At 43.3% G+C, this 20991-nt stretch carries 24 protein-coding genes and 1 tRNA gene; 16 read left to right on the plus strand and 9 right to left on the minus strand.

What is annotated here, in order from left to right:
- Nucleotides 1-12: 12 nt before the first annotated feature.
- Both H528_RS0104685 and H528_RS0104690 read right to left on the minus strand, forming a co-directional pair.
- Nucleotides 13-534 carry a ferritin gene (locus tag H528_RS0104685; protein WP_022853187.1) on the minus strand — a complete coding sequence of 174 codons (522 nt, stop codon included), beginning with the start codon at nt 532-534 and terminating at the stop codon, nt 13-15.
- Between the two features lie 36 nt (nt 535-570).
- Nucleotides 571-1740, minus strand: a complete 1170-nt coding sequence (locus H528_RS0104690) for an acetylornithine transaminase (RefSeq protein WP_028845782.1) — start codon at nt 1738-1740, stop codon at nt 571-573.
- Between the two features lie 536 nt (nt 1741-2276).
- Here H528_RS0104690 and H528_RS0104695 point away from each other — a divergent pair.
- Nucleotides 2277-2483: a cold-shock protein gene (locus tag H528_RS0104695; protein WP_022853189.1), complete on the plus strand. Its 207-nt coding sequence runs from the start codon at nt 2277-2279 to the stop codon at nt 2481-2483.
- Between the two features lie 50 nt (nt 2484-2533).
- Here H528_RS0104695 and kdsB read toward each other — a convergent pair whose 3' ends face one another.
- Together kdsB and H528_RS12710 are read right to left on the minus strand one after the other, a co-directional pair.
- Nucleotides 2534-3268, minus strand: a complete 735-nt coding sequence (kdsB, locus tag H528_RS0104700) for a 3-deoxy-manno-octulosonate cytidylyltransferase (protein WP_022853190.1) — start codon at nt 3266-3268, stop codon at nt 2534-2536.
- Between the two features lie 97 nt (nt 3269-3365).
- On the minus strand, nt 3366-3770 hold the full coding sequence (locus H528_RS12710) for a hypothetical protein (protein WP_033396255.1): 405 nt from the start codon (nt 3768-3770) through the stop codon (nt 3366-3368).
- A 118-nt stretch (nt 3771-3888) separates the two neighbouring features.
- On the opposite strand from H528_RS12710, the gene H528_RS0104710 reads away from it, so the two are divergent.
- Genes H528_RS0104710 through H528_RS13990 form a run of 4 tightly spaced genes read left to right on the plus strand, consistent with a single transcriptional unit; the run spans nt 3889 to nt 6252 of the window.
- Nucleotides 3889-4230, plus strand: a complete 342-nt coding sequence (locus H528_RS0104710) for a cupin domain-containing protein (RefSeq protein ID WP_022853193.1) — start codon at nt 3889-3891, stop codon at nt 4228-4230.
- 22 nt (nt 4231-4252) lie between these two features.
- Nucleotides 4253-4636 carry a phosphoribosyl-AMP cyclohydrolase gene (gene hisI / locus H528_RS0104715; protein ID WP_022853194.1) on the plus strand — a complete coding sequence of 128 codons (384 nt, stop codon included), beginning with the start codon at nt 4253-4255 and terminating at the stop codon, nt 4634-4636.
- Nucleotides 4620-5495, plus strand: a complete 876-nt coding sequence (gene hisG, locus H528_RS0104720; protein ID WP_022853195.1) for an ATP phosphoribosyltransferase — start codon at nt 4620-4622, stop codon at nt 5493-5495. Before hisI ends, hisG begins: the two co-directional genes overlap by 17 nt.
- Nucleotides 5473-6252 (plus strand): tetratricopeptide repeat protein, encoded by a 780-nt coding sequence (locus H528_RS13990; RefSeq protein WP_022853196.1) that lies wholly within the window; start codon nt 5473-5475, stop codon nt 6250-6252. The genes hisG and H528_RS13990 overlap by 23 nt, the downstream gene beginning before the upstream one ends.
- Here the strand turns inward: H528_RS13990 and H528_RS0104730 are convergent, their stop codons facing one another.
- Both H528_RS0104730 and H528_RS0104735 read right to left on the minus strand, forming a co-directional pair.
- Nucleotides 6253-6477, minus strand: coding sequence for a DUF2905 domain-containing protein (locus H528_RS0104730; protein ID WP_022853197.1), 225 nt, complete (start codon nt 6475-6477; stop codon nt 6253-6255).
- On the minus strand, nt 6464-7063 hold the full coding sequence (locus H528_RS0104735) for an epoxyqueuosine reductase QueH (protein WP_022853198.1): 600 nt from the start codon (nt 7061-7063) through the stop codon (nt 6464-6466). Before H528_RS0104735 ends, H528_RS0104730 begins: the two co-directional genes overlap by 14 nt.
- Nucleotides 7064-7276: 213 nt before the next feature.
- Between H528_RS0104735 and dnaN the strand changes: the two genes are divergently transcribed.
- The 3 genes from dnaN to H528_RS0104755 are packed head-to-tail and all read left to right on the plus strand — an operon-like array spanning nt 7277 to nt 11002.
- Nucleotides 7277-8395: a DNA polymerase III subunit beta gene (gene dnaN, locus H528_RS0104745; protein ID WP_022853200.1), complete on the plus strand. Its 1119-nt coding sequence runs from the start codon at nt 7277-7279 to the stop codon at nt 8393-8395.
- A 2-nt stretch (nt 8396-8397) separates the two neighbouring features.
- Nucleotides 8398-10788 (plus strand): DNA topoisomerase (ATP-hydrolyzing) subunit B, encoded by a 2391-nt coding sequence (gene gyrB, locus H528_RS0104750; protein WP_022853201.1) that lies wholly within the window; start codon nt 8398-8400, stop codon nt 10786-10788.
- Between the two features lie 10 nt (nt 10789-10798).
- The gene (locus tag H528_RS0104755) at nt 10799-11002 is read left to right on the plus strand and encodes a DUF6485 family protein (protein ID WP_022853202.1); all 204 of its coding nucleotides are present in this window, start codon (nt 10799-10801) and stop codon (nt 11000-11002) included.
- Between the two features lie 8 nt (nt 11003-11010).
- On the opposite strand, the gene H528_RS0104760 is transcribed toward H528_RS0104755, so the two are convergent.
- Nucleotides 11011-11087 (minus strand) — tRNA-Arg (locus H528_RS0104760).
- Between the two features lie 68 nt (nt 11088-11155).
- On the opposite strand from H528_RS0104760, the gene H528_RS0104765 reads away from it, so the two are divergent.
- The gene (locus tag H528_RS0104765) at nt 11156-12244 is read left to right on the plus strand and encodes a M20 family metallopeptidase (protein ID WP_028845783.1); all 1089 of its coding nucleotides are present in this window, start codon (nt 11156-11158) and stop codon (nt 12242-12244) included.
- Here H528_RS0104765 and H528_RS12720 read toward each other — a convergent pair.
- Entirely contained in the window at nt 12151-12723 is a 573-nt protein-coding gene (locus H528_RS12720) for a GNAT family N-acetyltransferase (RefSeq protein WP_022853203.1), read from the minus strand. The genes H528_RS0104765 and H528_RS12720 overlap by 94 nt on opposite strands.
- A 33-nt stretch (nt 12724-12756) precedes the next feature.
- Here H528_RS12720 and H528_RS0104775 point away from each other — a divergent pair, with 33 nt between their 5' ends.
- Nucleotides 12757-14172 carry a metallophosphoesterase gene (locus H528_RS0104775; protein WP_022853204.1) on the plus strand — a complete coding sequence of 472 codons (1416 nt, stop codon included), beginning with the start codon at nt 12757-12759 and terminating at the stop codon, nt 14170-14172.
- Here H528_RS0104775 and aroB read toward each other — a convergent pair.
- A complete protein-coding gene (gene aroB / locus H528_RS0104780) occupies nt 14146-15243 on the minus strand; it encodes a 3-dehydroquinate synthase (RefSeq protein ID WP_022853205.1) in 1098 nt (365 codons plus the stop codon). The two genes, H528_RS0104775 and aroB, sit on opposite strands and share 27 nt — an antisense overlap.
- A gap of 86 nt (nt 15244-15329) precedes the next feature.
- Between aroB and H528_RS0104785 the strand changes: the two genes are divergently transcribed.
- From H528_RS0104785 to H528_RS0104820, 6 genes are all read left to right on the plus strand, one after another.
- Nucleotides 15330-16163: a fumarate hydratase gene (locus H528_RS0104785; RefSeq protein ID WP_022853206.1), complete on the plus strand. Its 834-nt coding sequence runs from the start codon at nt 15330-15332 to the stop codon at nt 16161-16163.
- Between the two features lie 9 nt (nt 16164-16172).
- Nucleotides 16173-16646 carry an HAD family hydrolase gene (locus H528_RS0104790; protein WP_022853207.1) on the plus strand — a complete coding sequence of 158 codons (474 nt, stop codon included), beginning with the start codon at nt 16173-16175 and terminating at the stop codon, nt 16644-16646.
- On the plus strand, nt 16646-18427 hold the full coding sequence (locus H528_RS12725; RefSeq protein WP_022853208.1) for a cation:proton antiporter: 1782 nt from the start codon (nt 16646-16648) through the stop codon (nt 18425-18427). The genes H528_RS0104790 and H528_RS12725 overlap by 1 nt, the downstream gene beginning before the upstream one ends.
- A gap of 162 nt (nt 18428-18589) precedes the next feature.
- On the plus strand, nt 18590-19198 hold the full coding sequence (gene prxU, locus H528_RS0104810; protein ID WP_157608126.1) for a thioredoxin-dependent peroxiredoxin: 609 nt from the start codon (nt 18590-18592) through the stop codon (nt 19196-19198).
- A 52-nt stretch (nt 19199-19250) separates the two neighbouring features.
- Nucleotides 19251-19412, plus strand: coding sequence for a rubredoxin (gene rd / locus H528_RS14285; protein WP_022853210.1), 162 nt, complete (start codon nt 19251-19253; stop codon nt 19410-19412).
- Between the two features lie 218 nt (nt 19413-19630).
- The gene (locus H528_RS0104820; protein WP_022853211.1) at nt 19631-20962 is read left to right on the plus strand and encodes a multiheme c-type cytochrome; all 1332 of its coding nucleotides are present in this window, start codon (nt 19631-19633) and stop codon (nt 20960-20962) included.
- The last annotated feature ends 29 nt before the right edge of the window (nt 20963-20991 follow it).

A 20991-nucleotide genomic window follows, 5' to 3' on the forward strand; every position in this document is an offset into this window, starting at 1 on the left:
CTGGTCAAGCAACTATTGCGTTTCCTGTGAAAGGGCGGTGAAATCAATGTTTCGGGAGCCAAGCTCTCTGTCCATCATGAAAAGGGCCTCAGGAGAATTCTTAACCAAACGCATTTGATCAACAATGCTTCCAAAAGAGTCTTCTTCTTCTACCTGCTCGGTAACAAACCACTGGAGAAAAATTTGAGAGGCGTGGTCTTTCTCTTCAAGGGCGAGATTCATAAGGTTGTTAATACGTCTGGTAACTTCCTGCTCGTGGGCCAAGGCAAATTCCATCACGGCAAGGGGGGATTCCCACTCAACAGGCGGTTTTTCTATCTCATGGAGCTCAACACGGCCGCCCCGTTCGTTAATGTAGTTATAAAATTTCATGGCGTGAACGGATTCTTCGATAGCCTGGGCCTTCATCCACTTGGCAAAACCCGGCAGGTTAATGCTGTCAAAATAAGCCGCCATAGCAAGATAAAGATAGGCAGAATAAAATTCCCATTTTAATTGCTCGTTAAAGGCCTTTTCCATCTTTTCACTTAGCATAACTCCCTCCTTAGAAAAATTTTAATTTGAGTTTTTTTATAGACTAACAGATTGCAAAGCCTCTTCAAGGGCTTCTGCTAAGGCGTCTATCTCGCGATAGGCCACCACCAGCGGTGGTGTAAACCTGAGCACCCGGTCTTTAATGACCGTAAGAAGAATTTTCTTTTGTTCAAAAAGAAAATTTGCCACCGGAGTTGCCGAAATTTTTAACTCAAGGCCCTGCATCAGGCCTTTTCCCCTTACTTGCGCGATTTTTTCAGGATATTTTTCGGCAAGGTTCTCGAGTTTCTGGAAAAGTGCCTTACCTTTTAAAGTGACTTCTTCAAGAAAGCCGTTTGCCAGTACTTTTTCAAGCACCACAAGGGCTGCGGCACAGCTTACCGGGTTTCCACCAAAGGTTGAGGCATGGGTGCCTGGCTCAAGGGCTTCCATCACTTTTTCGGTAGCAACAATGGCTCCAAGGGGCATACCCCCTGCAAGACCCTTGGCAAGACACATGACATCAGGGACAACACTTGTCCATTCGTAGGCAAAAAGTTTTCCCGTGCGGCCTATGCCAGTCTGAATTTCGTCAAAAATAAGAAGAGCTTGGTATTTATCAGCAAGCTTTCGGGCTTCCTGCACAAATTCGTCGCTCAAGGGAATAACCCCGCCTTCGCCCAAAATGGGCTCAAGGATAATGGCGCAGGTCTTTTGGGAAAAAGCCTCTTCTAAGGCCTTGATATCGTTTGGAGGGATGTGCTTAAAACCTGGCACAATGGGTTCAAAACCTTGCCAGTAAACAGGTTGACCAGTGGCAGAAAGTGCTCCGTATGTGCGACCGTGAAAGGAGTTTTCAAGGGCGATGATTTCGTTTTTTTCTGGGCCAAAGTTTTTCCAGGCGTAACGTCTGGCAAGTTTAAGGGCTGCTTCCACGGCTTCAGCCCCGCTGTTACAAAAAAATACCCTTTCTCCAAAAGAGTGCTCACAGAGAAGACGGGCAAGCTTTGCCTGGGGCTCAGTCCAGTAAAGATTGGAAACATGGATCAGTTTTTGCGCCTGCTCACATATGGCTTTACTCAGTTCATCTGGTGCATGGCCAAGGGCGCAAACGGCAATGCCTGCGCAAAAATCGAGATATTCGTTTCCCTCCTCATCAAAAAGCCGTGTGCCTTTTCCTTTTACAAAGGCTACAGGAAAACGTTTGTAATTTTTGGCCAAATAAATTTCCCCTAAATCTTTTATATAAGCCATTTTACCCTCCTATGAGACTTTTACACCCAAAACTATCCTAATTTAGTTAGGAATTTTGTCAGGGCTATTTACTAATTTTTACTAGATAAAGTGAAAAGCCTACTCTGAGTCGAAGTCCTAAACCACGGGCGAAGACGTCATTCTGAGCGAAACAAAGAATCCACCGACCTGTCTGTGGATTCTTCAGGTGCTAAAAGTAAAAGCACCCTTTAGTTTTCTAGACTGCCACCATTTTGCTCTTGTAGGAGCACGGTATGCCGTGACCAAACTAAAATCCGTTCCTATTTTTCGTTGCGAAAAAAGAACGAATCCCCCTGCGCTTGGCTTGCAATACTGCTCTCGACAATTTTGCAAAGGTCTCACACAGTTTTTTATCATTTTCCTTTCATTTATGCTTTACTTAGAAAAGTTTAGCAAAATTTAAGAAAATTTTTAATTTTTGCTTTACTTTATTTTTCGTTTTTGTATAATGCCATTAAGTATTAAATTTACAGGAGGATTTTGGTAACATGGTTAGAGGTAAGGTTAAATGGTTTGATGAAAAGAAGGGCTATGGTTTCATTTCCAGGGATGACGGTGGCGACGTATTCGTCCACTTTTCCGCCATCCAGATGAACGGTTTTAAAACCCTCCAAGAAGGGCAAACTGTTGAGTTCGAAATTACTCAAGGCCCCAAAGGAGAACAAGCTGCAAACGTTACCGTTGTAGAAGACTAATTCCTATCTTTTACATGAACATTAAGGCCCCTTACGGGGCCTTTTTTATTTTAACCCTCAAGCATTTTTGCTACTTTTTTAAGATCTTCTTCGGTATCAACCTCTGGACACTCATATTTGGTAATAGAAACCGCGATAGGAAAGCCGTATTCCAAAGCGCGTAACTGTTCGAGTTTCTCTGCTATTTCCAGTTCTCCTGGTTCAAGCCTTACAAAGGTATCCAAAAATTCCCTGCGATAAGCATATATCCCTATGTGTCTTAAGTATTTGGGACTCTTGCCAGGGGGGCGGTGAAAAGGGATCAGAGAGCGGGAAAAATAAAGGGCAAGGCCTTCTTTATTAATTACCACTTTGACCCTGTTAGGGTCTTTTTTTTCTTCTTCACGGGTAATAGGCACTGCTACAGTAGCCATGGGAATATGAGTTTTTAAAAGAAGAGGCTTTACCAATTCATCGATAACAGCCGGTTCCAGAAGCGGCTGATCTCCCTGGATATTCACAACTATGTCATCTGGGGCGAGCCTTAAAATTTCTGCGGCTTCAGCAATGCGCTCGGTACCACAAGCGTGATGAGGACTAGTCATAAGCGCAATGCCCCCGACTTCTTCAACAGCCTTTTTTATGCGCTCATCATCTGTAGCAACTACAATTTTTTCAAGTAGGGGACACTTTTTGGCCTGTTCGTAAACATGCTGGATCATGGGCTTTCCAGCAAGAAGCGCTAAGGGTTTTCCCGGAAAGCGGGTAGAACCATAGCGAGCAGGAATAATGCCATAAATTTTCATATTCCCTCCAGACCTTTTTTAAAGACCATGTGGAGACCTTTGAAAAATTTCCGAGAACAATTTTGCAAGCACAATCGCATGGATCCGTTCCCATTTTTCAAAGATCTCCATATTTTATTTTGGCACACACCCAAGGCGAAAAACCAATTACTAAAAGTACCAAAAGAAAAAGATTTCCGTTTTTTATATCAAAAACTTCAAGCAATTCAGAAAAGTTTTTGCCTATCACGAAATAACCAAACAAAAATTCGAAGATTAAAGTAAAAAATACCAAAAGAACGCCAACTAAAATGAAGTCAATCCTTCTAGATAACCCCATTTTCGGAAGAAAAAACCATACAATGGTCGCGATTATTGAAGATAAAGTCAATCCACTTAAAGGAAGGGCGATTTTTATGCCCATCAAAGAAACAAACAATTTTTCCCGTAAGATTCCGTTTAGTACCGCAAAAATAGCTATCAATATCCATAAAATGATAGTTTTAAAAATAAGCTTTGACATTGTTAAGCCAGGTTTAGCATGTTTAAAGCAATTTTACCTCTTTTTAACAGATTTATAACTTTTGCTAGCTTTTTAAAAAGTTATTATTGAAAAGAAAAATTCAAAGGAGGAGAGTCTTATGGCATATTTTTTTCCTAAGGACGATATAACCTTTGTGCCTCATCCAAAATTTGACGGAGTAAAATGGGCACCCCTTATAAATGCGGAAAAAACAGACAGAATCAGTGTTTGCCTGCTCCTCCTCGAACCTGATGTTGAAATCGCACGGCATATTCATGATCCACAAATTGATTCTATTTTTGTTCTAGAAGGCGAAGGGGAAGCTTTTGTTAACGGGAAATGGGAAAAAATAAAACCAGGTGATTATGTTTTTGTGCCTGCAAGAGACGAACACGGCGTAAAAAATACAGGAAATTCCCCTCTTAAGCTCTTTATTGTTCATAGTCCGCCGTTATACTAAGCAAGCACTTAAAGGAGGCCCTATGGAAAAACCAGATTTTGAAAAAACCGGTGGCCTTATTCCTGTTATTGCACAGGATTTTGCTACCGGCGAAGTGCTGATGCTTGCTTACATGAACGAAGAGGCCTGGGAAAAAACCGTTGAGACAAAAAAGGCCCATTACTTTAGCCGTAGTCGCCAAAAGATCTGGCTAAAAGGTGAGTCCTCAGGTCATGTGCAATTGGTTAAGGAAATACGCCTTGATTGCGATAAAGATACCATTTTGCTTAAAGTAGAACAGCTCGGCGGCGCAGCCTGCCACAAAGGTTATCGAAGCTGTTTTTACCGCCGTTTAGAAAACGGTAAATTGATCATTGACCAAGAAAAAATTTTCGATCCAGAGGTGGTTTATGGAAAAAAAGCTTAAACTAGGCATTCCCAAAGGAAGTCTCGAGAAGGCAACTATTGAACTTTTTGAAAAATCCGGTTGGCGCATCAACGTGCATCATCGCAGTTATTTTCCAGAAATAGACGACGAAGAGATAGAATGTGCTATTTGCCGTGCCCAGGAAATGAGCCGCTACGTAGAACAAGGCATTCTCGACTGTGGTATTACCGGAAAAGACTGGATTCTTGAAAATGACTCTAAAGTCCACTACGTGACCGAGCTCGTCTATTCCAAGGTGAGTAAACGTCCTGCAAGGTGGGTGCTTGCCGTTCCTGCAGACTCAAACATTCAAAAACTCGAAGACCTTGAGGGCAAAAAAATCGCAACCGAGCTCGTCAATTTCACCAAACGCTATTTTTCCGAACGCGGCATAAATGTCCAGGTAGAATTTTCCTGGGGCGCAACCGAAGCTAAGGTAGTTCAGGGCCTTGCTGACGCCATTGTAGAAGTTACTGAAACAGGGACCACTATCAAGGCCCACGGGTTAAAAATTATCCACGAACTCATGCAAAGCACCCCGCATTTAATTGCAAACGAAAAGTCCTGGGCTGATCCCTGGAAACGCAAAAAAATAGAACAACTTGCCGTGATGCTTAAGGGTGCTCTTCGGGCTCACAGACTTGTTGGCTTGAAGATGAACGTTGCTAAAGAAAACCTTGAAAAGATAGTGAGTATTCTTCCAAGCCTAAATGCCCCTACTATTTCTCCTCTTTATGAATCCGACTGGTTTGCTATAGAAACCGTTGTTGCCGAAGATGTAGTTAGGGAGTTAGTTCCAAAATTATTAGAAGGCGGCGCCCAAGGAATTATCGAATATGCCCTTAACAAAGTCATCTAAAGCTTTCTTACTTTTGGCTATGTTGCTGGTGGTGGCTTCCTGTCAGAGTGTGGAGCCACCACCTAGCTTTTACAAAGAAAAAGCAGACATTTATCTTGAACGGGCAGCTATCTATTATCACGAAGGTCGCTTAGCAGAAGCGTTAAAAGAGGCCTATCAAGCACAGAAAGTCTATCCTAAAGACCCGGAGGTATATAACCTCATAGGCCTCATTTACATGGACAAAGGCGATTTTGATAAGGCAGAAACAAATTTTAAAAAAGCCCTTGAATTGGCACCAGATAATCCAGAAGTGCTTAACAATTTAGGATCTCTTTATCTTCTCAAGGGAGAAATAAAAAAGGCCATTACTTCCTTTGAAAAGGCCCTAAAAAATCCCTTTTATCAAAGGCCTTTTATTGCTTATACGAATCTTGCCTGGGCTTATTACAAGCTCGGCGACCGTAAAAAGGCCTTCTCTTATTTAAACCAAGCCATACAATATAATCCTCGCTATGCTACAGCTTATTTTTATCGAGGGCTCATCGCCTTTGAAGAAGGCCGATATGAACAAGCACGGCTTGATTTTCGAAGAGCAGTACGCTTTAACCGCCAAGACATGGCAGCTCGTTATTACCTAGGCTTGGTGTACTTGCGGCTTGGTGAAGAAGAAAAAGCCAAAAAAGTATGGGAATCCATCCTCCAGCTAGCACCGGAGTCGCGCTGGGCCTTAAAAGCCGAAGAAAAACTCATGATTCTAAAGGATTTAGAAAACTGATCACTTCCGAAAAATCAGCGAAAAAAGAAGGCTGAGAAGCACACTCAGCAGTATACAAGTCCCTAACGGAAAATAAAAAGTAAAGTTTTCGCGCTTGATAACGATATCTCCAGGGAGCTTGCCAAGAAAAGGTATCTTGCTCCCAAAAACCAAGAAAACCCCTATCAGGACCATAAAAAGGCCAAGAATCAACAAAGTTTTGCCTAAATCCTCAAGAGGATTCATTTTTATCCTCCTTTTTCCTTGCTGTGTATTTTTTTCTTAATTTTTTGTCGTAGCGTTCCTGCTCACTAAAGATACAACCACAATAAGGCTGACGGTAGATATCAAGGGCTTTCGCTTCTTTTTGGCCTTCTTCCCAGCCTTCTCGAAAATCACGGTAAAGAAAGGGAATCTTGTAACGAAATGAAAGGTCTTCGGCAATTTCTTTTATCAGTTTATGAGGTTGATAGCGGCTATAAAGAAGGGTGGTGGTAAAGGCATCGGCATCTTCTGATATTGCCTTTTTCACAGATTGCTCAAGCCTCATTAAATAACAGACTTCACATCTTTTATTTTCTCGATAGATAACTTTTCTTAAAAATTCCTTAAGCCTATATTCTTTTTCAAAGATTACGGGTAGTTTCTTTTGCTCAGAAACTTGAGTTAAAGCCTTTATTCTTCTCCGAAATTCTCGAAAAGGGTGTATATTGGGATTATAAAAATAGCCAATTACATCATAGCCTTCTTCCCGTAATTTTTTTAAGGGATAAAGAGTACATGGCCCACAACAAATATGCAGGAAAATCTTTTCTTTTTTAGCTGTTTTCATGTTATTTAAAGAAAGGCCTCAGGCCTAAATTTGATGTTAAAAAAGTTGTCAAAAAGGTGTTGAAAAAAGTGTTAATATTTTTTACCAAAAATTTTCAACAAACATTTCAACAGGTCATTTTCCTTAAAATATCTAGCTCTGGACACATTTTTGACAATTTAAACCGTTTTTATAACTTCTATCTTTTAAAAAATTAATACATAGGAGTAAAAAATGAAGCTGATAGTTGAAAAGGAACCACTCCTAAAAGTGCTCTCAAAAGTACAAGGGATCGCAGACCGCAAATCAAGCATGGCCATTTTATCAACGGTACTTTTTAAGGCCCTTGATGAAGGTATTGAAGTAGCTGCTACTGACCTTGAACTGGGTTTTAAGTCATATTTTGAAGCTGAAATAGAAAAACCCGGTGAATTAGCCATTCCTGCCCGCAAATTTTACGAAATAGTAAAAGATTTCCCCCATGAAAGACTTGTTTTAGAAGAAGAAAATAACTGGCTAAAAATTACCTCTCCCCTTGATGATGACATCTTTTTCAGACTTGCCTGCCTTCCGGCTGAAGATTTCCCGGCCCTTCCTGATACAGATGACGTAGAACTGGTAGAAGTCCCAGGAGATATAATCCTTGAAATGATAACCAAGACCATTTTTTGCGTAGCTACGGAAGAAACGCGTTTTATCCTCTCGGGTATTTATGTTGAAAAACTTGAAGAAGAAAACATTCTGCGCCTGGTTGCTACTGATGGTCATCGTTTAGCCATGATAGACCGCGAGATTGAAGGGGTTTCGCAGCTTGATTTAAGCCCAGGGATCATTATGCCTAAAAAGGCTGCCCAGGAAATAAAGAAAATAGCCCAGGAATCCCCCATAATCCAAATAGGCATCAAAGAAAATCATCTTATTTGTGCTGCACCTGCTATGCTCCTAACAGCCCGCTTAATAGACGGCCAGTATCCTGACTACCGGGCTGTTATTCCAGAAGAAAGGGAAAATCTTATCCTTGTTCCCCGTAAAAAACTCCTCGAGGCTTTGAAGCGCATTTCTATTATTTCGGCAGAACGTTATCGTCCGGTAACTTTTCACATAAAAGATGGTATTTTGACCTTGGTCTCCCAACATCCTGATCTGGGAGAAGGAAGAGAAAAGGTACCTATCAATTTCCAGGGCGAAGAGATTGTTTTAAACTTCAATGCCAAGTATCTTACCGATGCCCTTGATGTTATGGTTTCAGAGGAAGTAGAATTTTCATTGAAAGACGAAGATACGCCCTGTGTAATTACTGGCCCTGAGGATAAAGGCTTCTTTTGCCTAGTAATGCCTATGTCGAGTGTATAGCCATGAATAAAAGAGAAGATTACCAGGCTTCACAAATAAAAGTTCTGGAAGGTCTTGAGGGTGTAAGGATAAGGCCTGCTATGTACATTGGCTCAACAGGCCCAGAGGGATTTCATCATCTCCTCTGGGAGGTGGTTGACAATGCTGTGGACGAGGCTTTGGCAGGCTTCTGCACCCAAATTAAAGTGATCATCCACGAAGACGGTTCTATTACGGTTGAAGATAACGGTCGCGGTATTCCCATTGATATTCACCCCACCGAAGGTATTCCCGCCCTTGAAGTTGTTATGACCAGGCTTCATGCTGGTGGCAAATTTGATCATAGTGTTTACAAAGTCTCAGGCGGGCTTCACGGAGTAGGGGTTTCAGTGGTAAACGCCCTTTCGGAATGGTTGGTGGCCGAGGTGCACCGTGATGGAAAAATTTATCGTCAAAAATATAAGCGTGGTGAAGCTATAACTTCCCTTGAAGTGGTAGGAAAAACCGATAAAACAGGCACTATCATCACTTTTAAACCCGATCCCGAGATATTTGGTGAGCTTGAGTTTCAGTATGAGGTTATTGTCCACAGGCTAAGAGAGCTTGCCTTTTTAAATCCCACAGTCAAGTTTGTTTTAATTGATGAACGCGCAGGCGTAAAAGAGGAATTTTATTATAAAGGCGGTATCGTTGAGTTCGTAAAATACCTTAACCGCCGACGTGAAGTTATCCATAAAGAACCTATTTACATTTCTGGCGAAAAAGACTTAGTGCAGGTAGAAGTTGCCCTTCAGTATCACCATGGTTTTAACGAACTGTGTTATTCCTTTGTAAACAACATCAATACCAAAGAAGGCGGAACCCATGTAGTTGGCTTTCGGGCGGCCCTTACCAAGGCTATTAACCGCTATATTGCTACCCACGATAATTTGCCTAAGGCCTTGAAGATAAAAGTAGAAGGCGATGATGTGCGCGAGGGGCTCACTTCAGTTATTTCTGTTCGGGTTCCTGAGCCCCAATTCGAAGGACAAACCAAAACTAAGCTTGGTAATAGCGAAATTAAGCCCCTAGTTGAATCAATCGTTTTTGAGGGTTTGTCGCGCTGGTTTGAAGAACACCCTAAAGAGATTCGCCAGATACTGGCAAAGATTGTCGAAGCTGCGCGCGCGCGGGAGGCTGCCCGACGGGCTCGGGAACTTGTGCGCAAAAAAGGCCAAGCCCTTGACGTAATGATGGCAGGTAAACTTGCTGAATGCCAGTCCAAAAATCCCGAAGAACGCGAACTTTTTATAGTTGAGGGTGATTCTGCTGGTGGAAGTGCCAAACAAGGCCGCGACCGGCGTTTCCAGGCCATCTTACCTCTTAGAGGAAAAATCCTTAATGTAGAAAAAGCTCGTTTTGACAAGATGATTTCCTCTGAGGAAATCCGCCAGTTAGTGGCAGCCCTTGGAACAGGCATTGGGCCGAAAGACTTTGATCCAGATAAATGTCGGTATCACAAGATTATCATTATGACAGACGCAGATGTAGATGGCGCTCATATCAGGACCCTTTTGCTCACTTTCTTTTACCGACAGATGATCCCTCTGGTAGAAAGGGGTTTTCTTTACATTGCTCAGCCGCCTCTTTATCGGGTAGTTGAGGGCAAAAAAGAAACATATCTTAAAGATGACCAGGACCTTGACACCTATCTTTTTGAGAGGGCGGTAAAAAATATTGCCATCGAAATAGAAGGCCGGGTTTTTTCAGCAAACGAAGCCAAAAAGTTTCTCAAAGATCTTTCTGCCCTTGAAGAGGCTTTGCAAGAGCTATCACGTAAAGGTGTTTGGCCCGAAGCTGCTATGGTTTTACTTAGTGCAGGTGTTAGCAGGGCTGACCAGTTTACAAGTAAAGAATTTGTCGAGAATTTGGCTTCTCTTTTTAAAGACAAAGGCTTTATCACAGGTCATATCCGTCTTAGTCGTTCTCAGGAAGACGCTTATGAGTTTGACGTATCATCGAAAGAATTTTCTTATCTTTTCTTCACCGTTGGTCCAGAGATACCTGTTTTTCATGAATACCGAAAGGCTCGAAAAAAATATGAGGTTCTAAGAGACTACATTGGAAAGCCCATAAAGGTCACTGCTCGCGGAGAAGAAAAAACATTTGAAACTTTGAGAGACTTTCTTGAATTTGTGCGCCAGGAAGGACGCAGAGGGCTCCATATTCAGCGCTACAAAGGCTTAGGTGAGATGAACCCGGATCAACTATGGCAGACCACCATGAATCCAGAGACCCGCAGGCTATTAAGGGTTGATATCTCTGATGCTTCTATGGCAGACGAACTATTCAACACCCTTATGGGCGAAAAGGTAGAACCAAGGCGTGAATTTATCCAGACTCACGCCCTTGAATACCGAGAGCTTGATATTTAGGAGGTAAGGGATGGAATGCCAAAAGAAAAAAAACCTTGCCAGGTGTAATTGTACTTATGAGCCTTGTTCTAAAAAAGGTATTTGTTGTGAGTGTTTAAAGTATCATCTGTCAAGGAGAGAACTTCCTGGGTGTTGTTTTCCACCAGAGGCTGAGCGCACCTGGGATAGATCTTTTGAGCATTTCGCCCGCCTCGTGCGCGAGGGGAAGGTATAAAAACTAATTGGCGCGCCCGGGAGGACTCGAACCTCCAACCTCTGGATTCGTAGTCCAACGCTCTATCCGGTTGAGCTACGGGCGCGCACGAAACATAAATTAACCCCTCAAGCTCAGTTTGACAAGATTACCCGAAAGGTTTTTACTTCTTTCATGGACTTAAAAAACAAATTTAAAGAACTCATTTTTACCCTAGCCTCTATCCCAAGCCCAAGTGGTGAAGAAAGGGCAATCCTTGAATATCTTACCGGACGCCTTTCACAAATAGGTCTTCCTTTACGCAAACAGGAAGTCCCTGATAGATTCTGGAACCTCATTGTTAATGAAGATCCCGCTAACCAACTCCTTATCGTGAGCCATGTGGACACAGTTCCCCCTTGGCTCGGGATATTTCCTCCGCGCATAAAAGACGACGTGCTTGAAGGCTTAGGTGTTTGTGACGACAAGGCAGGCGTTGCCATAATGCTCATGCTGCTTGAGGAGCGTTTAAAAGCCGGCAAAAAGATCCCGGCAACCTTTGCCTTCGTTGTTGACGAAGAACGTGAAGGCCAGGGCTCTGCCATGCTTGCCCGGGAAAAACTCCCTCTTTATGCGGTGGTGCTTGAGCCAACAGACCTAAAAATAGCTATTGCTGAAGGTGGCTCAGTTGAATTTGAAATAAGAGTCATGGGTAAAGCTGTTCACGGAAGCTGTATTCCCCATGGTGAAAATGCTATTGAACGTGCTATTGAACTGATGTCCAAGCTGAAAAGGCTTTCGTTTCTCTACACCGAGCATCCTTTGGTTGGTCCTGGTGGGTTCAATGTTGAAAGATTTAGCGGTGGGGATGGAGAGCTCCGTGTGCCAGATCGCTGTATCGTAGAAGTTGATTTTAGGGTCTTACCCGGCCAAGAAACCGAAGATGTTATTGCTGAGATTAAAGCTATTTTAGATGATTTTCCCAATGTTCATTACGTGGTTAAAGACGTATCTGAGCCCTTTGCTATCTCTACCGAGTCTCCCATCGTACAAAAGATTTGTGAGGCCTATCAAAAGGCACTAGGGGAAGAGCCTGAGCTTTCAGGTATGCCAAGCTGGACTGATGCGGCGCATCTTTACGCTGCCGGTCTTGAACCAGTTGTCTTTGGGCCAGGAGAACTAGCCCGGTGTCATACTCCAGAAGAAATCATAGAGCTTTCCGACGTGGTAGAAGCTTTTGCTGTTCTTGACAAGCTGCTTGATCTTTTTTCAGAGGAAGTTTGAAGCTCTTTTTCCATGCGCAGCCAAGCCCCTTGCCGGTCGGTTACTCTAAAACCAAGTTTTTCATAAAAACGCTTGGCGTCTTCGTTTCTTTCTCCTACCCAAAGGGCCACTCTGGAAAAGCCTTTTTTGCGCAAAAAATCTAGTGCCTTTTGCATCAAGAGTTTTCCTATACCACGGCCCTGATGGGCTGGATCAACAACAAGCTCGTGTATTTCCGGGACGATTTCTCCGTGGAAGCGACAGTCTGGTTGAATGGCAATAAAGCCTACGGGTTTATCGTTGACAAAAGCTACCCAAAAGCCCCCGTCTGCGTGTTTTATAAGCCACTTTAGATAGCGTTTTACTCTCTGGGGCTCACGATAAGCATAAAGATAGTCGTCTTGGTAGGCCTCAAGATAAATGCGTTTAAGTTCTGAGGCCAGCGGTTTTATGTCTTTTAACTGTTTTATGGTGATTTTTTCTTTCTTTTTGTCATTCATCGGTCGTATAATCAAATAAACAAGGGGGATGTCATGTCAATACGGTATTTGATCCTTTCTGATTTGCACCTCGGTGAAGAAGATAGTCTTTTAACAAACTTAAAGCCAGGGGTGGATGAAATAGACCCCTTAAAACCGTCTCCAGTTCTTACCAAATTTGCCGATTGTTTGGAAGAACTTATTTCTCCTGAAACAAAAAGGCCATATTTGGTTGTGCTGGGAGATGGCCTTGAAATGGCCCTTGCGCGTTTTAACCAGGCTGCGATGGCCTTTGAGCGCTTAATAGAGGAATTTTTAGTGAAAAGGGCCCTTTTTCAAGGGTTAATTTATGTACCGGGAAATCATGATCATCATCTCTGGGAAACAGCCCGAGAGATCCAATACAGCGATTTTCTTTGGCGTCGCAAACCACCTGGAAGCGAACTTCCAGAGCCATGGCACATTTCTAACGCCTTTCCCTCTAAAGAGTATCATTATGTTCCCTCGCCTTTTATCGCGAAATTTTTAAGCCGTTTTAACTCTCTTGATGATTTCTTTGTGGGGATGATTTATCCGGTATTTGGCCTTATAGCCGAAGAAGAAAAGAAGATAATCTGCTTGCATCACGGACATTTAATGGAAGGTATCTACCGCTTGATGAGCAAACTGCGCGTGTTGCTTTTTCCTGATGAAAAGGAACCAAAAACTTTAGACCAAATAGAAAAAGAAAACTTTGCCTGGATAGATTTCTTCTGGTCCACCATGGGCAGATCTGGTCCTGCTGGCGAAAAGATAGAAAGCATTTATGAATGTCTTTTGGTGCCAGCCACTTTTAAAGACTTGATAAAAAGATTTGCCATGGTTCTGGCTAAAAATCTTGATATTCCCCTTGTGCCTGAAAGATGGGAAGATGATGTTTTTGAAAGGGTGCTTGGCAAACTAACAGAAAAAGAATTTTTGCCAGAACGCAGCAAAGAAGAAAGAAGCCTGTCTTCTGACTCAGAAAAAGAACTACGATGGTTTATAGAAGGCCCTCTTTTCGAGGAGATAAAAAAGGCGCTCCCTGTGGATAATGACGAACTGGCACAATACAAGTTTGACTTTATCTTTGGGCACACCCACAAGCCTTTCGCAAGGCTTGATAAATTTTATCCTTATCGTTCATGGACAAAAGTTTTTAATACTGGAGGATGGGTGGTAGATCGCTTGGAGCTTTTTCCTGTGTACGGTGCAAATATGGTTTTGATAAGTGACGCCTTTGAAACTTTAAACATTGAGCTTTTTCGTTTAGGAAACCTGAATAGGCCTAAAATCTCTAAAGTAAAAAGCCCTGAAGAAGGATCTTCTTCCTTTGAAAAAGAAATAGCCAAAAAATTAGAGCGAGAAGTTTGGCAAGATTTTGCGGAAGTTGTCCAGGCTGCGGCTCAGGTGCGCGCAAGTCACTTAAGAAAACGCATCTTCGGCTCTTAAAGAGTCGATTATCTTGCTTATGAGTTCTTTGGGTGGCTCCTCGTAAAAAACTGGCTCACCTAATCTTTTCAAAAGGACAAAAACGAGCTTGCCACGCCAGACTTTTTTATCAGCGCGCAGATAAGCTTCGATTTTGGCAGGATCTAACTCTTTGGGAATGCGCACAGGGAGGCCTAGTTTCTTGAGAAGGGCCTCGATGGGGGCGCTTAAATCTTCTTGAGCTATGCCTAATTCTTCAGAAAGCCTAGCTGCGGCGACCATGCCGATACTTACGCAAAATCCGTGAAGCATTTCATAATTGGCAGCGGCTTCTATGGCATGGCCAATAGTGTGCCCAAAATTAAGAATGCGCCTGAGACCGCCTTCTTTTTCATCCTGTGAGACAACATCGGCTTTAATGCGACAGCTTTCGTAAATAATGTGTTCCAGGGTGTAGGCGTCATAGTTAAGAAGCGAAGAGGCGTTATCATCTAAAAACTTAAAAAGCTCAGGGCTTGAAATACAGCCGTATTTGACCACTTCTGCCAGGCCGTTTTTTAGGTGCTCAAAGGGAAGGGTTGCCAGCACGCCATAATCGATATAAACCCGCCAGGGCTGATAAAATGTGCCGAGAAGATTTTTCCCCTCAGGGAGATCCACCCCGGTTTTTCCGCCAACCGAGCTATCAACCTGGGCCAGAAGGCTGGTTGGGATCTGGACGTAGGGGATTCCACGTAAGTATATCGAAGCAAGAAAGCCGGCCAGGTCTCCTGTGACTCCGCCTCCAAGGGCAATGACAGCACACTTGCGGTCAAAGCCTTTGCTAACCATCTGCCTGGCGAGGGATACTACGGTGTCCATGTTTTTTGAGACTTCACCAGCAGGGAAAACAAAAAGTTCGGCAGAAATATCAGCTTCTTTTAACAAACGCAAAAGGTCTTCCCCAAGGAATTCTGCTACGTTGCTATCGGAAATTAAGGCGTAGCGGTGGCCAAGATTAATTTGGGCAAGGTCTTCAGGGACTTCGGTTAAAAGGCCACCTTCGATGAGGATTTCGTAAGGTCTTCCTGTTTTTACCTTTAAACAACGCATGGCGTTTTTTTAAACCAAAAAACAAAAAAGTGCCAGGCAAAATTTTGACGTCTTGCCTCTTAAAAAGAATGTGTTACTCAAAAGTTATGAGGGAGATAAGCAAAGAAGAAATTATTGCGCGTATTTCACAGGGGGCCATTTCTTCCTGTAAGATCTTGCCAAAAGAGGTTCTTGCGCGCCTTGAGCAGGCCCTTAACGATGAACCTTCCCCTTTGGGGAAAAAGGCCTTAGAAATCCTCATCGAAAACGCCAGGATAGCCGCAAAAGAGGAACTTCCTATCTGTCAGGATACAGGGATAGCCGTTGTCTTTGTTGAGCTTGGCGAAGATTTAAAAGTAAAGGATCTCATTGAAGCTATTAACGAAGGAATAGCCAAGGGTTATGAAGAAGGCTACTTGCGCAAGTCGGTTGCTGATCCTATCACCCGTAAAAATACAAAGACTAACACTCCTGCGGTTGTTCACGTAGAGATAGTTCCTGGAGACAAAGCTAAGTTCTGGGTTTTGCCCAAGGGGTGCGGCAGCGAAAACATGAGCAAACTCAAGATGCTTCCTCCTGCCGCGGGCATAGAAGGTATAAAAGACTTTGTCCTTGAGACCGTAAGAGAAGCTGGTCCAAATCCTTGTCCGCCTATCACAGTTGGGATAGGGATTGGTGGAACCTTTGAAAAAGCAGCCTTACTTGCCAAAAAAGCTCTGATAAGGCCGCTTGGCAAGCCTTCTGCTGATAGCACTTTAGCTGAGCTTGAGCGGGAACTTTTAACAGAGATAAACAAGCTCGGTATAGGGCCACTTGGTTTTGGAGGCAAAACCACTGCCCTAGCGGTTCACATTGAAAAATACCCTACTCATATTGCCAGTTTACCGGTGGCGGTAAACATCCAATGCCATGCAGCCCGCTTAAGTTATTTCGAAATATAGGAGCCAGCTATGTTTACCTTGGAAATACCCCAATTCGGCTTTTTGAAGCTTAAACATCTGGTCTTTGACTTCAATGGAACGCTGGCAGTAGATGGAAAGCCAAAAACGGGGGTTAAAGAAAAGTTAAACGAACTGGCTAAAACTTTTGAAATACATGTGATAACTGCAGACACCTTTGGTAAGGCCAAAAAAGCCCTTTTAGATGTTGACGTAAAAATTCACATATTACCTCCTGGTGAAAAACACGATGAATTAAAGCTCAAATATGTTGAAGAGCTTGGGCCCAAACAGGTGGCTGCCATTGGAAACGGGGAAAACGACGCCTTAATGCTCGCCGAAGCTGCCCTTGGAATAGCGGTTTTGATGGAAGAAGGTCTTTCCAAAGAGGCCTTTTTGGCCGCTGACATATTGGTCAAAGACATCAACGATGCCCTTGACCTCTTTTTGAATCCCTTGAGACTCAAAGCCACCTTGCGGCGCTAATGGAAGAAAATACGCTTTTAATTTTATCTTCTATTATCGCGTTAGGGATCATCTGCCAGTGGTTTGCGTGGTTGTTGCGTCTTCCTTCTATTATTCTTTTCCTGGTTGTTGGGTTGCTAATAGGGCCTATTACAGGCTGGTTTAATCCTGATGAAGTCTTTGGCAAATTTCTTCCTACTATTGTTTCGGCCTCGATAGCGATCATCCTTTTTGAAGGGAGTCTAAGGCTTAAACTCAAAGAAATAAAAGAAAGGGCTTCGGTAGTTATCAATCTCATTTCCTTAGGATCCCTTTTAACTTGGTTACTGACCGGCCTTTTAGCTTACTACGTACTTGGCCTGAGCAAAGAAACGTCTTTGTTGATAGGGGCCATTTTGATAGTTAGCGGCCCTACTGTCATTGCTCCGCTTCTTAGTCACATACGCCCCAAAAAACCTTTAGGTCCCATCCTTAAATGGGAAAGCATTCTCATTGATCCTATAGGTGCGATATGTGCAGTGCTCGTGTTTGAGGCCCTACTTCACGGAGTTTCCGGTTTTTCTTCGATTTTGCCTCTTTTTAAGATGTTTTTGATAGGTCTTAGCCTTGGTTATGTTTTGACCAAGGTCTTGATTTTGGTAATGAAGCGCTACTTTGTGCCAGAGTCTTTAGAGGTGCCCTTTTTTCTCATGTTTTTGATGGTTGGCTTTGCCATTTCCAATTTACTTCAGCCGGAATCAGGACTTCTTACCGCAACTGTTATGGGAATTTTATTAGCCAATCAAAATGTAATTTCAATAAGTCAGGTAGCCACTTTTAAAGAAAATCTCGCGCTGCCGCTTCTTGCCAATTTGTTCATTATTCTTGTGGCACGCTTAAAGCTTGAGACGCTATTTTCTTATGGACTTAAAGAATTTTTCTTTTTATTGGGAATCATTTTACTGGTAAGGCCCTTGGCTGTTTTTGTTTCAACTTTTCGTTCTGGATTAAATTTTCGTGAAAAGCTTTTTCTGGCAGCGGTTTCCCCTCGTGGAATTATTGCGGCGGCGGTGTCTTCTCTTTTTGCGCTACACCTAAAAGAAAAGGGGTTTCCAGAGGCGGAAAGTGTAGTGGGCATTGTCTTTTTCGTGATAATGGGGACGGTGCTAGTAAACGGTCTTTTTTTAAAACCTCTTGCCCGTAGGCTCAAAGTTTCGCAACCAGAGCCTCAGGGTATTCTTTTTTTAGGAGCCCATGATTGGGCGCGTGAGATCGCACGTCTTGTGTACGAGGAAAACATTCAGGTTCTTTTGATTGATACCAATTGGTTTCACATAAAGGCCGCGGAGCAAGAAGGTCTGCCGCATTTTTATGCCAGTATTTTTTCTGATTGTGTTTTAGAGGAAATCGAATTCGAAGGAATAGGAAGACTTTTCGCCCTCACAGGAAATGATGAAGTAAATACTTTGGCGGTGGTGCATTTTTCTGAAATTTTTGGCCACAAAGAGGTTTATCGCTTAGCGCCCTTGCAAAAGTTTGTAGGTTGTTTAAGGGCTTCTCCCTCAAAAGGCCGTATTCTCTTTGGCGAAAACATAGACTATCAATTTTTTGAGCTAAGATACCGCCAGGGATATAGCATCAAAAAGCTCAAAATCTCAAAGGCTTTTACTTTTGAGAAGTTAACAAGATGCCTGGGGAAAGACTTTATACCGCTTTTGGTCATAGATCCTAATCAGAAAAAAATTCAGGTTTTTACCAAGGATTTTCGTCCCAAACCTAAAGGAGGAGACTTCTTAATAGCTTTTGTTCCACCCAGAATTTGATTTTTAAACCCTTGCTTACCTACAAAAAATTCCTATCTTTCGAGCTGAGGGATGGAATTTTATGTCCATTAATTTAAAATGTTAACAAATTTAACATTGACAATATTTAAAAATCTTTCTAAATAAAAAACAAAACAAATAAAATAAGAAGGAGGTAAGGCCATGTGTGTACGTCCGGGAATGCAGGCGCCTGAGTTTCAGGCCCAGGCTTATGTCAAGGGAGAAATCAAAGAGGTAAAACTTGAAGACTACAAAGAGAAGTGGCTTATTCTGTGTTTTTATCCGGCGGACTTTACTTTTGTTTGACCTACTGAGATCTCTTCGATAGCGGTCCGCTATCCAGACCTCCAGAAGCTCGGTGCGGAAGTCTTGGCGTTAAGTGTTGATACAGTTTTTACCCATAAGGTCTGGGATGAAACTGAACTTTCCAAAATGGTAGAAGGTGGAGTGCCTTTTCCTCTGGTATGGGACAAAGGCGCCAAAATTGGTCAGCTTTACGGAGTTTATGATCCTAACTTAGGTCTTAATTTGCGTGGCCGTTTTATTATTGATCCAGACGGTATTGTCCAGGCGGTAGAAGTACTTAACGCGCCTGTTGGTCGTAACATCAGTGAGCTTATCAGGCAGATAGAGGCCTTCAAATATGTGCGCGAGCATGCTGGTGAGGCCTGTCCAGCTGGTTGGACTCCAGGCAAACCAACTCTGAAACCCTCTCCTGAGCTTGCTGGTAAGGTCTGGGAAATTTGGAAACCAGAAACTCTTGATAACTAAACGATAAAGGGGGGCTTGGCCCCCCTGTTCAAATCTTTACAAGGAGGAAGTGATGCAAAAGTATCAATGTTCAGTTTGTGGTTACATCTATGATCCCAAAGAAGGTGACCCTATGCGGGGGATTGAGCCAGGGACGGCGTTTGAGGATCTACCTGATGACTGGACTTGCCCGGTTTGTGGTGCTCCTAAATCTGCGTTTAATCCTACAGACTAAAAAAGCAAAGGGGGGCAAACTTTTGTCTCTCCTCTTAACATGATGGTGCCCTTTAACGAGGCCTTTGCAAAATGGTCGAGACTAGTGTTTGCAAGCCAACCTCAAGGGTCCGTTCCTTTTTTCGTTCCGAAAAATGGGAACGGATTCTGGTTTTTTTGCAACGGTCTCTCTTAACATGATGAGGTCAAAGCGAACAAACTTCACTTAAGGAGGGGGATATGAGAAAGATATTGTTAAGTATTTTAGGTTTATTATTGTTAGCTGGTACAGGTTTAGCCGCGGAACAAGGTTCTTTTAAGTACAAGGATTTTAAAAAGCCCACCAAATGTGGGGCCTGCCACCGCGAGATCTATCAGGAATGGAAAGATTCTCTCATGGCACAATCTTTTACTCATGAGTGGGACCAGGTTGAATATTTTAAACTAGCCCTTCCCCATGCCCTCAAAGAACCCAAAGTAGCCGGGGTAAAAGGCGGTTGCATTGCCTGCCATGCTCCTCTTGCGTTTCTTGCCGGAGATATTCCTCCCAAAGAAGCTTCAGCTGGTACCAGAGCTAACGAAGGGGTATCCTGTGAGATCTGCCATAACATTACCGGTACAACCGAAAAAGAACCTTACAATTTCAGCTATACCATCGAACCTGGTAAGGTTAAGCAGGGTCCTCGTGCTGATGCTAAACCTGTCAGCCACAAAGTAGCCCAGTCTGATTTCATCAGGTCTGCGGAGTTTTGTGCTACCTGTCATGACGAAGCAAGCCCCTATGGCGCCTGGGTTAAGGAAACCTATCGTGAATGGAAAGCTGGCCCCTATGCCAAGGAAGGCGTGGTTTGTCAGGATTGCCACATGCATCGCGCTCCAGGAAAAGCAGCTACCATGGGTCCCAAACGTGCAGATATTGCTCATCACGTATTTCAGGGTTCACACGCTGAAACCAAGTTAGCCGGGGCTGTTGACATTGCGCTATATGCAAACCGCACCAAAGTGCGTCCAGGGGATAGGGTAAATCTTCGTGCAGTGCTTTTTAACGGAAAAGTTGGGCACATGATTCCTTCTGGCTCCTCTGAAGAACGCATGCTCTGGCTTGAAGTGTGGGTTATTGACGCCAACGGCAAGAGCTGGCATATCCCCGTGCAGCCCAAAGGGTTTAAGGGTGAGGAATACACCATAGCTGATCCCAAGGCTTATGCCTACCAGGCTATTGGCGAAATCATGGAAATTCCCAACTTTAAGGGCCTCAAACGGGATGGAAACGTTCCCGCAGGGGCTAGGATTTTCCGTAAACCATTCTTTGATCCCAAAGGTCGTATGACCATTTGCCAGTGGTACACCGCCAAAAACGACTTAGTGGACTATCGCATTGGCCCACGTGAGACCAAGATCGAAAACTACGTGTTCACCGTGCCTAAAGATGCTAAAGGTCCGCTAACCATTAAAGCCAATCTTTTCTATTCCCAGATTCCAAGTTCCATTGGCGAGTTCTTCAAGCTTCCTGAGTTCGAGTATAAGCCTCTTTTAGTAAACTCTGCCGAAATAACCATTGACCTTGAATAATAAAAAAGGGGGGGCCTTAGCCCCCCAAA

Origin of the sequence: Thermodesulfatator atlanticus DSM 21156 (genome assembly GCF_000421585.1) — a bacterium.
Lineage (GTDB): Bacteria > Desulfobacterota > Thermodesulfobacteria > Thermodesulfobacteriales > Thermodesulfatatoraceae > Thermodesulfatator > Thermodesulfatator atlanticus.

What these genes read in the sequence shown, in the direction of transcription:
- H528_RS0104685 (WP_022853187.1), bottom strand. Translation starts at nt 534, where the DNA reads ATGCTAAGTGAAAAGATGGAAAAGGCCTTTAACGAGCAATTAAAATGG.
- H528_RS0104695 (WP_022853189.1), top strand. Translation starts at nt 2,277, where the DNA reads ATGGTTAGAGGTAAGGTTAAATGGTTTGATGAAAAGAAGGGCTATGGT.
- kdsB (WP_022853190.1), bottom strand. Translation starts at nt 3,268, where the DNA reads ATGAAAATTTATGGCATTATTCCTGCTCGCTATGGTTCTACCCGCTTT.
- H528_RS12710 (WP_033396255.1), bottom strand. Translation starts at nt 3,770, where the DNA reads ATGTCAAAGCTTATTTTTAAAACTATCATTTTATGGATATTGATAGCT.
- H528_RS0104710 (WP_022853193.1), top strand. Translation starts at nt 3,889, where the DNA reads ATGGCATATTTTTTTCCTAAGGACGATATAACCTTTGTGCCTCATCCA.
- hisI (WP_022853194.1), top strand. Translation starts at nt 4,253, where the DNA reads ATGGAAAAACCAGATTTTGAAAAAACCGGTGGCCTTATTCCTGTTATT.
- hisG (WP_022853195.1), top strand. Translation starts at nt 4,620, where the DNA reads ATGGAAAAAAAGCTTAAACTAGGCATTCCCAAAGGAAGTCTCGAGAAG.
- H528_RS13990 (WP_022853196.1), top strand. Translation starts at nt 5,473, where the DNA reads ATGCCCTTAACAAAGTCATCTAAAGCTTTCTTACTTTTGGCTATGTTG.
- H528_RS0104730 (WP_022853197.1), bottom strand. Translation starts at nt 6,477, where the DNA reads ATGAATCCTCTTGAGGATTTAGGCAAAACTTTGTTGATTCTTGGCCTT.
- H528_RS0104735 (WP_022853198.1), bottom strand. Translation starts at nt 7,063, where the DNA reads ATGAAAACAGCTAAAAAAGAAAAGATTTTCCTGCATATTTGTTGTGGG.
- dnaN (WP_022853200.1), top strand. Translation starts at nt 7,277, where the DNA reads ATGAAGCTGATAGTTGAAAAGGAACCACTCCTAAAAGTGCTCTCAAAA.
- gyrB (WP_022853201.1), top strand. Translation starts at nt 8,398, where the DNA reads ATGAATAAAAGAGAAGATTACCAGGCTTCACAAATAAAAGTTCTGGAA.
- H528_RS0104755 (WP_022853202.1), top strand. Translation starts at nt 10,799, where the DNA reads ATGGAATGCCAAAAGAAAAAAAACCTTGCCAGGTGTAATTGTACTTAT.
- H528_RS0104765 (WP_028845783.1), top strand. Translation starts at nt 11,156, where the DNA reads ATGGACTTAAAAAACAAATTTAAAGAACTCATTTTTACCCTAGCCTCT.
- H528_RS12720 (WP_022853203.1), bottom strand. Translation starts at nt 12,723, where the DNA reads ATGAATGACAAAAAGAAAGAAAAAATCACCATAAAACAGTTAAAAGAC.
- H528_RS0104775 (WP_022853204.1), top strand. Translation starts at nt 12,757, where the DNA reads ATGTCAATACGGTATTTGATCCTTTCTGATTTGCACCTCGGTGAAGAA.
- aroB (WP_022853205.1), bottom strand. Translation starts at nt 15,243, where the DNA reads ATGCGTTGTTTAAAGGTAAAAACAGGAAGACCTTACGAAATCCTCATC.
- H528_RS0104785 (WP_022853206.1), top strand. Translation starts at nt 15,330, where the DNA reads ATGAGGGAGATAAGCAAAGAAGAAATTATTGCGCGTATTTCACAGGGG.
- H528_RS0104790 (WP_022853207.1), top strand. Translation starts at nt 16,173, where the DNA reads ATGTTTACCTTGGAAATACCCCAATTCGGCTTTTTGAAGCTTAAACAT.
- H528_RS12725 (WP_022853208.1), top strand. Translation starts at nt 16,646, where the DNA reads ATGGAAGAAAATACGCTTTTAATTTTATCTTCTATTATCGCGTTAGGG.
- rd (WP_022853210.1), top strand. Translation starts at nt 19,251, where the DNA reads ATGCAAAAGTATCAATGTTCAGTTTGTGGTTACATCTATGATCCCAAA.
- H528_RS0104820 (WP_022853211.1), top strand. Translation starts at nt 19,631, where the DNA reads ATGAGAAAGATATTGTTAAGTATTTTAGGTTTATTATTGTTAGCTGGT.